Annotated in this window: 11 protein-coding genes; 6 read left to right on the top strand and 5 right to left on the bottom strand. The window is 66.1% G+C overall.

All coding sequences use genetic code 11. The features are described 5' to 3' along the window. Positions 1–19: 19 nt before the first annotated feature. The 5 genes from CHB99_RS11895 to CHB99_RS11875 all read right to left on the bottom strand — a co-directional run bounded on the left by CHB99_RS11895 (position 20) and on the right by CHB99_RS11875 (position 4,530). Positions 20–1,261: an NAD(P)/FAD-dependent oxidoreductase gene (locus tag CHB99_RS11895; protein WP_042129353.1), complete on the bottom strand. Its 1,242-nt coding sequence runs from the start codon at positions 1,259–1,261 to the stop codon at positions 20–22. 25 nt (positions 1,262–1,286) lie between these two features. After that, entirely contained in the window at positions 1,287–1,997 is a 711-nt protein-coding gene (locus CHB99_RS11890; RefSeq protein WP_042129355.1) for an ABC transporter permease, read from the bottom strand. Beyond that, positions 1,994–2,713, bottom strand: coding sequence for an ABC transporter permease (locus tag CHB99_RS11885; protein WP_042129357.1), 720 nt, complete (start codon positions 2,711–2,713; stop codon positions 1,994–1,996). The genes CHB99_RS11890 and CHB99_RS11885 overlap by 4 nt, the downstream gene beginning before the upstream one ends. 162 nt (positions 2,714–2,875) lie before the next feature. Then, on the bottom strand, positions 2,876–3,634 hold the full coding sequence (locus CHB99_RS11880) for a transporter substrate-binding domain-containing protein (RefSeq protein ID WP_042129359.1): 759 nt from the start codon (positions 3,632–3,634) through the stop codon (positions 2,876–2,878). A gap of 32 nt (positions 3,635–3,666) precedes the next feature. Beyond that, positions 3,667–4,530, bottom strand: coding sequence for a MurR/RpiR family transcriptional regulator (locus tag CHB99_RS11875; protein WP_042129361.1), 864 nt, complete (start codon positions 4,528–4,530; stop codon positions 3,667–3,669). A 148-nt stretch (positions 4,531–4,678) separates the two neighbouring features. On the opposite strand from CHB99_RS11875, the gene CHB99_RS11870 reads away from it, so the two are divergent. From CHB99_RS11870 to CHB99_RS11845, 6 genes are all read left to right on the top strand, one after another. Then, positions 4,679–5,689, top strand: coding sequence for an Ldh family oxidoreductase (locus CHB99_RS11870; RefSeq protein ID WP_042129363.1), 1,011 nt, complete (start codon positions 4,679–4,681; stop codon positions 5,687–5,689). A gap of 711 nt (positions 5,690–6,400) precedes the next feature. Continuing rightward, entirely contained in the window at positions 6,401–7,594 is a 1,194-nt protein-coding gene (locus CHB99_RS11865; protein WP_042129809.1) for an amino acid aminotransferase, read from the top strand. Positions 7,595–7,834: 240 nt separating this feature from the next. Next, positions 7,835–9,115, top strand: coding sequence for a serine/threonine transporter (locus CHB99_RS11860; RefSeq protein WP_042129812.1), 1,281 nt, complete (start codon positions 7,835–7,837; stop codon positions 9,113–9,115). Between the two features lie 241 nt (positions 9,116–9,356). Beyond that, complete coding sequence (gene tpx, locus CHB99_RS11855) at positions 9,357–9,857, top strand: thiol peroxidase (protein ID WP_042129815.1); 501 nt, start codon at positions 9,357–9,359, stop codon at positions 9,855–9,857. A gap of 203 nt (positions 9,858–10,060) precedes the next feature. Continuing rightward, positions 10,061–11,374 carry an MdtA/MuxA family multidrug efflux RND transporter periplasmic adaptor subunit gene (locus CHB99_RS11850; protein WP_042129838.1) on the top strand — a complete coding sequence of 438 codons (1,314 nt, stop codon included), beginning with the start codon at positions 10,061–10,063 and terminating at the stop codon, positions 11,372–11,374. Further along, a complete protein-coding gene (locus CHB99_RS11845; protein WP_042129817.1) occupies positions 11,371–14,469 on the top strand; it encodes an MdtB/MuxB family multidrug efflux RND transporter permease subunit in 3,099 nt (1,032 codons plus the stop codon). The genes CHB99_RS11850 and CHB99_RS11845 overlap by 4 nt, the downstream gene beginning before the upstream one ends. Positions 14,470–14,478: the final 9 nt, after the last annotated feature.

Below are 14,478 nucleotides of genomic sequence, written 5' to 3'. Positions count from 1 at the left end.
GTCGGCCTTTTTCGTTGCCTCAGTGGAAACGTTCGGCGCTGTAAGGTGCTGGGTCGGTGAATGGGGTCGCGCCGGTCATCATTTCCGCCAGCAGCCGACCGCTTACCGGGCCGAGGGTCAGACCGTGGTGGGCGTGGCCGAAGTTGAACCACAGGCCTTTGTGCCGACTGGCCGGGCCGATCACCGGGCGCATGTCCGGCAGGCACGGGCGACGGCCCAGCCATGGCGTTTCGTCGATCCGCTCGCCGAGGGGAAACAGGCCACGGGCCACGGCTTCGCAGCGCTGCAACTGGATCTCGTTGGCGGCATCGTCGCTGGCGGCGAACTCGATCCCGGTGGTCAGGCGGATGCCCTGTTCCATCGGCGCCAGGACATAGCCGGCCTGGGCATCGCAGATCGAGTGGTGCAGGTGCGCGCCGGGGCGCGCGCGGTAATGGGCGTGGTAACCACGCTTGATTTCCAGCGGAATGCGATAGCCCAGCGGCTTGAACAGCTCGGCGGCCTGCGGACCGAGGGCGATCACCACCTCTTCGGCGCTGATCGGGCCGCGGCGGCTGTCTACCTGCCAGTCACTGCCGACCTGGCGCAGGCTGCGTGCATCGCCGTGGATGAACTGGCCGCCACGTTGCACGAACAGCGCCACATAGGCGCGCACCAGCGCGCTGGGGTTGCTCACGGTCTTGGGATCGAGCCAGTGGATGCCGCCGATGGCGCCCTGGCTGAGGTCGCCTTCACGCGCATGCAGTTGCTGGCGGTCGAGGATCTCGAAGGCCAGGCCGTAGGCGCGCAGCGACTCGGCATCGGCCTTGGCCGCGGCGAACGCCGCCTCGTCGCGGTACACCTCGATCCAGCCGTTGGCCTTGACCAGGGCCTGGGCGCCGGCGGCTTCGATCAACTGGTCGTGTTCTTCCACGCAGCGCTGCACCAGCGGCAGCATGGCGCGGGTCGCTTCGGCCAGCGGCGCCGGTGCCGAGTTGCGCCAGTAGCTCAGCAGCCAGGGCGCGACCTTGGGCAGGTAGCGCCAGCTGAAGCGCACGTCGGACTGCTGGTTGAGACCGTAGCGGGCCAGTTTCGACAGTTGGCGCGGGAACGAATAGGGAATCACGCTGGAGCGTTCGATCAGCCCGGCGTTGCCATGGCTGGTGCCGCTGCCGGGTTCGTCGCGGTCGATCAGGACGACCTTGCGGCCGCGCGCCTGCAGATGCAGGGCGGTGCTGACGCCGACGATTCCGGCGCCGAGAACGATGGTTTGGCAGTGCATGTGAAAGGTTCCTCTACGGCAGGGTTCAGCGCAGGTGACGGCCCAGGCGGGCCTCGATGAGTTTCAGGCCGCGGCGCACGGCCTCGACGATCAGCAGGTAGAGCACGGCGGCCCAGAGATAGATCTGGAAGTCGAAACTGCGCGAGAAGGCCAGTTTGGTCACGCCCATCAGATCGTAGATGGTCACCAGCGAGGCGATGGCGCTGGCCTTGATCATCAGGATCAGTTCGTTGCCCAGCGGCCCGACGGCGATCACCAGCGACTGCGGCAGGATCACCTTGAAGAAGGTGGTCGAGCGTTTCAGGCCCAGCGCATCGGCGGCTTCGTATTGCCCCGGGGCCACGGCGAGCAGGCTGCCGCGGAAGATCTCCGCCTGGTAGGCCGCGGTGTTCAGGGTGAAGGCGAGCAGGGTGCAGTACCAGGCATCGCGGAAGAACCACCACAGGCCGACGTCCTGCCAGAAGGCCTTGAGCGAACCGAGACCGTAGTACAGCAGGAACAGTTGCGCCAGCAGCGGCGAGCCGCGGAAGAAATAGATGTAGCCGGCACTCAGGCGCTGCACGAGGCGGTGGCGCGACATCCGCGCCAGGGCCAGGAGCAGGCCGAGCAGGGCGCCGAGGGTGAAGGAGATCGCCACCAGTTTTGCCGTCACCAGCAGCCCGTCGACGAAGCGCGGGCCGTAGCGTTCCAGCAGGTCGGGATCGACGACCAGGGCCAGGAGTTGGTCGAAAGTCATGTCCGGGCGCTCCGCAGATGGCGACTGTAGTGCCGCTCGATGGCGTTGAACACTCGCCCCGACAGCGCCGAGAACAGCAGGTAGCACAGGCAGGCGACGCCGTAGAACAGCATCGGTTCCTTGGTCACGCTGACCGCCAGGTTGGTCTGGCGCATCAGGTCGACCAGGGAAATGGTCGAGACCAGCGAGGTGTCCTTGAGCAGCGACAGCCAGTTGTTCGACAGGCCGGGCAGGGCGATGCGCAGCAACTGCGGGAAGATCACCGTGGCGAAGGCGGTGTGCTTGCGCAGGCCGAGGGCGGCGCAGGCTTCGTACTGGCCCTTGGGCACGGTCTTGAACGCGGCCAGCCAGATTTCGCTGGAGAACGCGGCGAACACCAGGCTGAAGGCGACCATGGCGGCGAGGAAGGTGTTGATCAGCACCTCGCCTTCATAGCCGAGGGCGGCGAGGAGTTTCTGCGCGGCGATCTGGCAGCCGTAATAGATGATGAGCAGGGTGAGCAGTTCGGGCAGGCCGCGGAACACCGTGGAGAACAGTGTGGCCCAGGCCCGTGGCAGGCGTTTCTGCGAGCGCGCGGCGAGGGCCACGGCCAGACCCAGGGGCAGGCCGATGGGCAGGCAGGCCAGGGCCAGGGCCACGGTCACCAGGGCCCCGGCGAGCAGCGCCTGGCCCCAGCCGCCGCTGGCGAAGGAGAGCAGGGAGAGTTGGTCGAGCATGGTCGGAACCCTTGTGCGCATGACCCTGTAGGAGCTGGCTTGCCTGCGAAGGACCGCATAGCGGTCCCAGACCTCACCGCTATCGGGGACCGCTTCGCGGTCCTTCGCAGTGGTTCGGCACTCCGACGAGCCAGCTCCTACGGAGAGGGGGATGCCAGTGCTTCAGTGGTAGATATCGAAATCGAAGTACTTGCCGGCGATCTTCTGGTAGGTGCCATCCGCCACGATCGCCGCCAGCGCCGTGTTCAGCCGCTCGCGCAGGGCATCGTCTTCCTTGCGCACGGCGATCGCCGCGTCGGCGCGGGTGCCATTGACGTCGCCCAGGGCCTTGCAGCAGTCCTTGCCGGTCTTTTTCAGCCATTCCAGCAGCGGGAACTTGTCGGCGATGACCCCGTCCAGGCGGCCGGCGGCGAGGTCGGCGTTGGCTTCGTCGAGGGTCGGGTACAGCTTCACGTCGGCGCCGGCCTTGCCGTAGACGTCCTCGGCGTAGATGGCCTGGGTCGAGGAGGCCTGGGCGCCGACGGTGTAGCCTTTGAAATCGGTCTGCGCGTCGCTGATCTCGCTGTCCCTGGCGACCGCCACCGACAGCGGGGTGCGGTAGTAATGCTGGGTGAAGGCAATCTTCTTGCGCCGTTCCTCGGTGTCGATCATCGACGCCACCACCGCGTCGTACTTGCGCGCGATCAGCGCCGGAATGATGCCTTCCCAATCCTGGGCGACCAGGGTGCACTCGACTTTCATGCGTTCGCACAGCGCCTTGGCGATATCCACATCGAAGCCGTGCAGGGTGTTGTCCGAATCAACGTAGTTGAAGGGTGGGTAGGCGCCTTCCGTGGCGATCTTCAGGGTTTCGCCCTGGGCCGACGTGATGCCGGCCAGCAGCAATGCGCAGGCCCCCGCGAAACGAATGACAGGTTTCATCTGACACCTCGATCTGTGAATGCACTCTCTGGCTATTGTTTTGCCGTTGACGTGTAGCCAACGAACTCGTTGTGTAGAGCGGCAGTTGCGTCCAAGCGTTTTTCAACATCAGGCCCGAGTTTCCGGCAGACCTCGTTGACCATCAGGTGTACCCACGACAGCATCGTCGCGGTGGACTCCCAGAACAGGTTGAACTGGGTGGGGATGCGGAACACCTCGTCGGCGTTGGCATCGGCCCAGTCACAGAAGGTGTCGGTAACCAGTGTTACCGGGATGCCCGCTTCCCGTGCCTTGCGACACAGCAGCAGGGCATGGCGCGAATAGCGGCGCGCCTCGAAGACCACCAGCGCGCAGCGGGCAGGGTCGCCCAGCAGCACTTCGCCGAAGTGCCCGGCGCTGCCGTCCACCACCTGCACGCCGTCGCGCAGGTACTGCAGCAGGTGGCTCATGCACTGGGCGATGCCGCGCTCGGTCTGGAAACCGGCGATGAACACCCGCGGGCGTTCGGCCAGGCGCTGCGCGGCGATGTCCCATTCGGGCGTGCGGCGGTATTCGTGGACCCGCACCAGGGCGGCGATTTCCAGTTCCAGGCTGCGGCCTTCGCCGTCATCGCCAGGCTGTTGGCGGAATTCTTGCAGTCGATCGCCCACCAGCCACGGACCGTCACCGAGGTCGTCCTTGAGGTCCTGCTTCAGCGCTTTCAGGTGTTCGTAGCCGAGGGCGCGGCAGAAGCGCCCGACGCTGGACTCGCTGACCCCGATCTTCTGCGCCAGGCTGGCCGAGGTTTCGAAGGGCAGGTCGGTGAGATGGGCGAGCATGTAGGTAGCGATCTTGCGACCCGAGGCCGAGGCATCGTGCAGGCTGTTTTCCAGGCGTTGCTTGATCGGTTGGCTCACGGCGCGTTCTCGCTGGCGGTGGTGCTGGAGGCAGAAAATGAATGTTTTCTGTCATGAAGTCAATATTTGACAGATTACTGTCATGCGAGGAAAGTCCTGTTCATTGCTGTCGCTGTTCCCCGTCCAATTCCAATCAAGGGAGCTTCAGATGTCCGCACCTGCCAGACAGATTCCGTTCGCCGAGCTGGTCAACCTGTTGCAGCGCATCTTCGTCCGCCACGGTTGCAGCGAGTCGGTAGCCGGCGTGCTGGCCGCCAACTGCGCCAGTGCCCAGCGCGATGGCGCCCACAGCCATGGGGTATTCCGTATTCCGGGGTATGTCTCGACCCTGGCCAGTGGCTGGGTTGCCGGCCGGGCCGAGCCGGTGGTGCGGGATGTCGCCAGTGGTTATGTCAGCGTCGATGCCGGCGGCGGTTTCGCCCAGCCGGCCCTGGCGGCGGCGCGCGACTTGCTGGTGCGCAAGGCGCGCAGTGCCGGCATCGCCGTGCTGGCGATCCACAATTCCCATCATTTCGCCGCGCTGTGGCCGGATGTCGAGCCTTTCGCCGACGAGGGCCTGGTGGCGCTGAGCGTGGTCAACAGCATGACCTGCGTGGTCCCCGAGGGCGCGCAGCGGCCGTTGTTCGGCACCAACCCGATCGCCTTCGCCGCGCCGTGCGCGGGTGGGGCGCCGATCGTCTTCGACATGGCCACCAGCGCCATCGCCCATGGCGACGTGCAGATCGCCGCGCGCAAGGGCGAACTGCTGCCGGAGGGCATGGGCGTGGACCGTGCGGGCCAGCCGACCCGCGATCCGGCGGCGATTCTCGACGGTGGCGCGCTGCTGCCGTTCGGCGGGCACAAGGGCTCGGCCCTGTCGATGATGGTGGAGTTGCTGGCGGCGGCGCTGACCGGGGGCAACTTCTCCTTCGAGTTCGACTGGTCGCAGCACCCGGGGGCGAAGACGCCGTGGACCGGGCAATTGCTGATCGTCATTGACCCGAGCCTGGCCCAGGGTGAGCGTTTCGCCGAGCGCAGCCGCGAGCTGGCGCGGCAGATGGAGGCGGTGGGGGTGACGCGGATGCCGGGGGCGCGACGGTTCAAGGAACGGGCGAAGTCGGCGCGGGAGGGGGTGAGTGTGACGGCGGAGGAGTGGGAGCAGTTGCAGGCGCTGGCTTGAGTTGATCCCTGTGGGCGCTGGCTTGCCAGCGATCGGCATGGGTATCTACACAACTTTGACGGCCTGGCGGGAAACCGCATGAAGGCCGCCAGGTGCCTGTCTTGAGTGTTGTAGCGCCTGTGAGATCGAGCGCCGCCCGCGCGGCGCATCGCGGGCAAGGCCCGCTCCCACATCGGTTGCAACGTGCCTATGCCTGACAGGCCATGGTTGACCGCCTTGTTGGTTCGACTCGATACCGAGTCGAGCCCAACAGCCTCCCCGCGATGCATCGCCGAAAAAACAAAGGCTGACAACTCAAATCCCACAGGCCATGGCACGTTGCAACCGATGTGGGAGCGGGCATTGCCCGCGATGCGCCGCGCGGGCGGCGCTCGATCTGGAGGGCGCTGCAAGGCTCAAGACAGGCACCTGGCGGCCTTGATGCGGTTCCCGCCAGGTTTTCAGAGATGTGTAGATACCCATGCAGCGATAGGGCCCGACCAGGCAACCTCTTTGTCCTTGCCGGCCTCATCGCTGGCAAGACCAGCTCCCACAGGTTCCGTGCCGGGCCAGGACTGTGTGGCTGGCAGGATTCCCTGTGGGATCTGTGCCGTTTCGAATTCATGCATTCATGCACATACCGGTTGCGCAGGAGGCATGTTCCTCGGGCCCTACTCCGGGTATTCTCGACACACTTTGTTCGATTGATCCTCTCCCAAGGAGTTGTGCGCTGTGTTCAAACATGTCGATGCCTATGCCGGTGACCCGATTCTGTCCCTGATGGAAACCTTCAAGACCGATCCGCGTGCCAACAAGGTCAACCTGAGCATCGGCCTGTATTACGACGCCGCCGGCGTGGTGCCACAGCTGGCGGCGGTGGGCGAGGCGGAGCGGCGCCTGGCCGCCAAGCCCCATGAAGCCTCGCTGTACCTGCCGATGGAAGGCCTCGCCGGCTACCGTCAGGCGATCCAGAACCTGCTGTTCGGCGCCGATCACCCGGCGGTCACCAGCGGTCGCGTCGCCACCGTGCAGACCGTCGGCGGCTCCGGCGCGCTGAAGGTCGGCGCCGACTTCCTCAAGCGCTACTTCCCCGAGTCCGAGGTCTGGGTCAGCAATCCGACCTGGGACAACCACCGCGCGATCTTCGAAGGCGCCGGCTTCAAGGTGCACACCTATCCGTACTTCGAGCCGACCACCCGCGGCGTCGATTTCGCCGGCATGCTCGCCAGCCTGCAGAGCCTGGCGGCCAACAGCATCGTTCTGCTCCACCCGTGCTGCCACAACCCCACCGGCGTCGACCTGGACCAGGCCCAGTGGCAACAGGTGATCGAGGTGGTCAAGGCGCGCAACCTGATTCCGTTCCTCGACATCGCCTACCAGGGCTTCGGCGCGGGCCTGGTGGACGACGCCTTCGCCATCCGCGAAGCGGCCCGGGCCGGTGTGCCGTGCCTGGTCAGCAACTCGTTCTCGAAGATCTTCTCGCTGTACGGCGAGCGGGTCGGCGGCCTGTCGGTGGTCTGCGACGACGCCGAGACCCAGCAGAGCGTGCTCGGCCAGCTCAAGGCCACCGTGCGCCGCAACTACTCCAGCCCGCCCGCCTTCGGCGCGCAACTGGTGGCCGCGGTGCTCAACGACACCGGCCTGAATGCCCAGTGGGCGGCGGAAGTGGAGCAGATGCGCCTGCGTATCCTGGAGATGCGCCAGGGCCTGGTGGATGCGCTGGCGGTGCTGCTGCCGGGGCAGGACTTCTCGTTCTTCCTCAGCCAGCGCGGCATGTTCAGCTACACCGGTTTCAGCGTCGCCCAGGTGCGTCGCCTGCGTGACGAATTCGGCGTGTACCTGATCGACAGCGGCCGGGTGTGCATGTCGGGCCTGCGTCCGGACAACCTGCAGCAGGTGGCCGAGGCGTTCGCGGCCGTGCAATAAGCGCTGTCACGCCTCTGAACTGCGCCCCGCCAACATCCGGGGCGCAGTTCATTCCCCCGTAGGAACGCGGGGCGCAACCGGGGATGCAGCGCAAAGGTGCAACCATTCCTCGGGCAGGGCTTTGCAAGTGCAACCAATCAGCGCACAATCGCGCCCCTCTTTTAGGGCCGGGGTGTGCTGAGGTGTCTATTCAGCCGCTTCCGGTGCTGTTGCAGTCTTGCGAGTGGAGTTGCACCCGGAATGAACGAGCAGTCCCCGAGCGTTGAACAACGCTTTGAATCCACCCCCGCCGCGCGCCTCGCCAGCTGGGATCGTCATGACACCACCTGGATGCTCGGCCTGTTCGGCACCGCCATCGGCGCCGGAACCCTGTTCCTGCCGATCAACGCCGGCCTCGGCGGCTTCTGGCCGCTGCTGATCCTGGCGCTGCTGGCCTTCCCGATGACCTACTACGCGCACCGCGGCCTGACCCGCTTCGTCCTTTCCGGACGCGACAGCGGCGATATCACCGAGGTGGTCGAGGAGCACTTCGGCCTCAGCGCCGGGGCACTGATCACCGTCCTGTATTTCCTCGCCATCTTCCCGATCCTGCTGATCTATTCGGTGGCCCTGACCAACACCGTCGGCAGCTTCCTCGAGCACCAACTGCACATCCAGCCGCCGCCGCGCGCGCTGCTGTCCTTCGTGCTGATCCTCGGCCTGCTGGGCGTGGTCCGTTGCGGCGAGCAGGCCACGGTCAAGGCCATGAGCCTGCTGGTCTATCCGTTCATCGTCGCCCTGGCGTTCCTCGCGGTGTTCCTCATCCCGCACTGGAACGGCGGCATCCTCAGCACCGCCACCGGCCTGCCCGGCGGCAGCGCCTTGCTGCACACCCTGTGGCTGGCGATCCCGGTGATGGTGTTCTCCTTCAACCACTCGCCGATCATCTCGGCCTTCGCCGTCGACCAGAAACGCCGCTACGGTGACCACGCCGACGAGCGCAGCGGGCAGATCCTCGTCCGTGCCCACCTGCTGATGGTGGCCATGGTCATGTTCTTCGTCTTCAGCTGCGTGCTGACCCTGTCCCCGGCGCAACTGGCCGAGGCCAAGGCACAGAACCTGTCGATCCTGTCCTACCTGGCCAACCACTTCAGCAACCCGACCATTGCCTTCGCCGCGCCGCTGATCGCCTTCGTCGCCATCGCCAAGTCGTTCCTCGGTCACTACATCGGTGCCAGCGAGGGCCTGAAGGGCATGATCCTGAAGACCGGCAAGCGCCCCGACGCGAAGACCCTGGACCGCGTCACCGCGGCGCTGATGCTGGTGGTGTGCTGGATCGTCGCCACCCTCAACCCGAGCATCCTCGGCATGATCGAGTCCATGGGCGGCCCGGTGATCGCGGCGATCCTGTTCCTCATGCCGATGTACGCGATCCGCCGCGTGCCGGCGATGCGCAAGTACAGCGGCAAGCTGTCCAATGTGTTCGTCGTGGTGGTGGGGCTGGTGGCGTTGTCGTCGGTGGTGTACTCGCTGTTGCCTTGAGGTATCGGGCCCGCTGTCGCGGTCCTTCGCGAGCAAGCTCGCTCCCACAGGCGAACGGGTCATTGTGGGAGCGAGCTTGCTCGGGAAGGCCTGCGACAGCAGGCCCGATTGTTCGGCAATGAGCTGGCGGATTGTCCACAAACATTGTCTGGAAATTCAACAATTTGCATTCCCCCATAGGTGCGCGCGCACTTTCGTGCTTAACTCTGGGTCCTTCAATCCCCGCATAAGGACTCCGCTCATGGCTCAAGTGACTCTCAAAGGCAACCCGGTTCAGGTCAATGGCGAGCTGCCGAAGACCGGCGCACAGGCTCCGGCGTTCTCGCTGGTCGGCGAAGGCCTGGCCGACGTGTCGCTGAAAGACTTCGCCGGCAAGCGCAAAGTGCTGAACATCTTCCCGAGCGTCGACACCCCGACCTGCGCCACTTCCGTGCGCAAGTTCAACGCCCAGGCCAGCGATCTGGCCAACACCGTCGTGCTGTGCATCTCCGCCGACCTGCCGTTCGCCCAGGCGCGTTTCTGCGGTGCCGAAGGCCTGACCAACGTCAAGAACCTGTCGACCCTGCGCGGCCGCGAGTTCCTGGAAAACTACGGCGTGGCCATCGCCAACGGTCCTCTGGCCGGCCTGGCTGCCCGTGCGGTGGTCGTGGTCGACGAGAACGACAAGGTGCTGCACAGCGAGCTGGTTGGTGAAATCGCCGACGAGCCGAACTACGACGCAGCGCTGGCTGCCCTGAAATAAAGGGCGCGGTCGGCATCCTTCGCCGACAAATGTAAAACATTGAAACGGCCTGGCTCTGTCCAGGCCGTTTTTGTTTACAGTTCAGGACCTTGGCAACGTCAGCGATCGGTAAATTGCCGGTAAAGGCGCTTTGCTAAAGCGTCTCAAGTGCTTATCGTTCAGCCTCCTTCAAAGTTTCCTGCGTACTCATGGTCGAGAACCCGATGCAATCTTCCTCCCGTTCCTCCCGTCGCTGGCTCTTCAGCCTGTTGATTCTCCTGGTGATCGCCGGCCTGTGCTGGTGGCTGTGGCCTGCGCCGGCGAGCCACACCGCGCCGGCCGCCAAGGGCGAAGCCAAGGCCCAGGGCGGCGGTCGCCGCGGTCCGATGGGCGGTCCGGGACGGCCGGGCTTCGGCTCGTCCACGGCCAGTGTGCCGGTGCGCGTGGCGCCGGCCACGGTCGGCGACTTCCCGCTCTACTACAAGGCTCTCGGTACCGTGACCGCGACCAACACGGTCAACGTGCGCAGCCGGGTGGCGGGGGAGCTGGTCAAGATCCACTTCCAGGAAGGCCAGCAGGTCAAGGCCGGCGACCTGCTCGCGGAAATCGACCCGCGCAGCTACCAGATCGCCCTGCAACAGGCCGAAGGCACCCTGGCGCAGAACCAGGCGCAACTGAAGAACGCGCAGATCGACCTGGCCCGCTACAAGGGCCTGTACGCCGAAGACAGCATCGCCAAGCAGACCCTCGATACCCAGGAGGCGCTGGTCGCCCAGTACCAGGGCACGATCAAGACCAATCAGGCGGCGGTCGGCGATGCCCGGCTGAATCTCGACTTCACCAGGATCCGCGCGCCGATCAGCGGCCGCCTCGGCCTGCGCCAGCTCGACCTCGGCAACCTGGTGGCGGCCAACGACGCCACCGCGCTGGTGGTGATCACCCAGACCCGGCCGATCACCGTGGCCTTCACCCTGCCGGAAAACGATCTGAACACCGTGCTCGGTCGCTTCCGCAGCGGCGCGCCGCTGCCGGTGGAAGCCTGGGACCGCGGCGACACCCGCCAGCAGGCCAGCGGCGTGCTGAACAGCATCGACAACCAGATCGACACCACCACCGGCACCCTGAAGTTCAAGGCACGCTTCGAGAACAACGACGAGGCGCTGTTCCCCAACCAGTTCGTCAACGTGCGGCTGCTCGCCGACACCCGCAAGGACGTGGTCCTGGCCCCGTCGGCGGCGATCCAGTTCGGCACCGACGGCACCTTCGTCTATGTCGTCGACGGGGAGAGCAAGGTGCATATCCGCAAGCTCAAGGTCGGCGCCAGCGATGGCGACCAGACCGTGATCGAGGAAGGCCTGGCCAAGGGCGAGCGGGTCGTGCTGGAAGGCACCGACCGCCTGCGTGACGGCACCAAGGTGGATGTGGTCGACGATCCCGCCCAGGTCCCGGCCAGCCCCGGCCAGCACCTGCAGGGCCAGGACAAGCCCGATGTCTCGGAGTCCGAGGCCCCGGCGCGCAACGGCAAGGCTGGCGCATGAACCTCTCGCGCCTGTTCATTCTCCGCCCGGTCGCCACCACCCTGAGCATGCTGGCCATCGTCCTGGCCGGCCTGATCGCTTACCAGCTGCTGCCGGTGGCGGCCTTGCCGCAGGTCGACTATCCGACTATCCGGGTCATGACCCTGTACCCCGGCGCCAGCCCGCAGGTGATGACCAGCGCGGTGACCGCGCCGCTGGAACGCCAGTTCGGGCAGATGCCGGGCCTGGAGCAGATGGCTTCGACCAGCTCCGGCGGCGCCTCGGTGCTGACCCTGCGCTTCAGCCTGGAAATGAACATGGACGTCGCCGAGCAGCAGGTCCAGGCGGCGATCAATGCCGCCAGCAACTTGCTGCCCAGCGACCTGCCGGCACCGCCGGTGTACAACAAGGTCAACCCGGCGGACACCCCGGTGCTGACCTTGGCGGTTTCCTCGAAGACCATGCCGCTGCCCAAGCTCAACGACCTGGTCGACACGCGCATGGCGCAGAAGATCGCCCAGATCAGCGGCGTCGGCATGGTCAGCATCGCCGGCGGCCAGCGCCAGGCGGTGCGGATCAAGGTCAACCCCGAGGCCCTGGCCGCGGCGGGACTCAACCTGGCCGACGTGCGCAGCCTGATCGGCGCCTCCAACGTCAACCAGCCCAAGGGCAACTTCGACGGCCCGACCCGGGTGTCGATGCTCGACGCCAACGACCAGCTGCGCTCCCCCGAGGAATACGCCAACCTCATCCTCGCCTACAACAACGGCGCGCCGCTGCGCCTGAAGGATGTCGCCGAGATCGTCGACGGCGCCGAGAACGAGCGCCTGGCGGCCTGGGCCAACCAGAACCAGGCAGTGCTGCTGAACATCCAGCGCCAGCCGGGAGCCAACGTCATCGAGGTGGTGGACCGGATCAAGAGCATGCTCCCGGAGATCACCGACAACCTGCCGGCCGGCCTCGATGTGGTGGTGCTCACCGACCGCACCCAGACCATTCGCGCCTCGGTCAAGGACGTGCAGCACGAACTGCTGATCGCCATCGCCCTGGTGGTGATGGTGACCTTCCTGTTCCTGCGCCGGGTCAGCGCCACCCTGATTCCGTCCATCGCCGTGCCGCTGTCGCTGATCGGCACCTTCGGCGTCATGTACCTGGCCGGGTTCTCCATCAACAACCTGACCCTGATGGCCCTGACCATCGCCACCGGCTTCGTGGTGGACGATGCCATCGTCATGCTGGAGAACATCTCCCGGCATATAGAAGAGGGCGAAACGCCGTTGCAGGCAGCGCTGAAGGGCGCGAAGCAGATCGGCTTCACCCTGATTTCCCTGACCTTCTCGCTGATCGCGGTGCTGATTCCGCTGCTGTTCATGGCCGACGTGGTCGGGCGGCTGTTCCGCGAGTTCGCCATCACCCTGGCGGTGGCGATCCTGATTTCCCTGGTGGTGTCCCTGACCCTGACCCCGATGATGTGCGCGCGCCTGCTCAAGCGCGAGCCGAAAGAGGCGGAGCAGGGCCGTTTCTACCGCGCCAGCGGTGCCTGGATCGACTGGTCGATCGAGCGCTACGGCAGCGCCCTGCAGTGGGTGCTGCGGCACCAGCCGCTGACCCTGCTGGTGGCGGTGGCGACCCTGGGGCTTACCGTGCTGCTCTACCTCGCCGTGCCCAAGGGCTTCTTCCCGGTGCAGGACACCGGGGTGATCCAGGGCATTTCCGAGGCGCCGCAGGCGACGTCCTTCGCCGCCATGAGCCAGCGCCAGCAGGAACTCGCCGCGCTGATCCTGCAGGACCCGGCGGTGGAGAGCCTGTCGTCCTATATCGGCGTCGACGGCGACAACGCCACGCTCAACAGCGGACGCCTGCTGATCAACCTCAAGGCTCACGGTGAGCGCGACCTGACCGCGGCCCAGGTGATCGCCCGCCTGCAACCGCAGGTCGACCGCCTCAGCGGCATCCGCCTGTTCATGCAGCCGGTGCAGGACCTGAGCATCGAGGACCGGGTCAGCCGCACCCAGTACCAGTTCAGCCTGTCCTCGCCGGACGCGGCGATGCTCGCCGAGTGGAGCGACAAGCTGGTCCACACCCTGCAGCAGTACCCGCAGCTCACCGATGTGGCCAGCGACCTGCAGGACAAGGGCCTGCAGGTCTACCTGGTGATCGACCGCGACGCCGCCAGCCGCCTGGGCGTGACCGTTGCGGAAATCACCAACGCCCTGTACGACGCCTTCGGCCAGCGGCAGATCTCCACCATCTATACCCAGGCCAGCCAGTACCGCGTGGTGCTGCAGGCCGAGGCGGCGTCCAGCCTCGGGGCCAGGGCGCTGGAGCAGATCTACGTCAAGACCGCCGCCGGCAGCCAGGTGCGCCTGTCGGCCCTGGCGAAGGTCGAGGAGCGCCAGGCGCAACTGGCGATCGCCCATATCGGCCAGTTCCCGGCGGTGATGATGTCGTTCAACCTGGCCGAGGGCGTGTCCCTGGGCGAGGGTGTGCAACTGATCGAGCAGGTGCAGCAGGACATCGGCATGCCGCTGGGCGTGCAGACCCGCTTCCAGGGCGCGGCGCAAGCCTTCCAGGCCTCGCTGTCGAGCACGCTGCTGCTGATCCTCGCCGCGGTGGTGACCATGTACATCGTCCTCGGCGTGCTCTACGAGAGCTACATCCACCCGGTGACCATCCTCTCGACCCTGCCGTCGGCGGCGGTGGGCGCCTTGCTCGCGCTGATCCTCAGCGGCAACGACCTGGGCATGATCGCGATCATCGGCATCATCCTGCTGATCGGCATCGTCAAGAAGAACGCGATCATGATGATCGACTTCGCCCTGGAGGCCGAGCGGCACCAGGGCCTGGACCCGCGCACGGCGATCTACCAGGCCGCGCTCCTGCGCTTCCGGCCGATCCTGATGACCACCCTGGCGGCGCTGTTCGGTGCCGTGCCGCTGATGCTCGCCACCGGCTCCGGCGCCGAGCTGCGCCAGCCGCTGGGCCTGGTGATGGTCGGCGGGCTGCTGGTCAGCCAGGTCCTGACGCTGTTCACCACGCCGGTGATCTACCTGTACTTCGACCGTCTGGCCCGGCGCTTCAAACCGCAGGCCGATGCCGCGGGAGAACACGCATGAGCGCCGTTC

The organism is Pseudomonas japonica (assembly GCF_900188455.1).
In the GTDB taxonomy this organism is placed as follows: domain Bacteria; phylum Pseudomonadota; class Gammaproteobacteria; order Pseudomonadales; family Pseudomonadaceae; genus Aquipseudomonas; species Aquipseudomonas japonica.
Note: the sequence above shows the minus strand (reverse complement) of the source record. Positions and strands in the feature narration are given on the sequence as shown.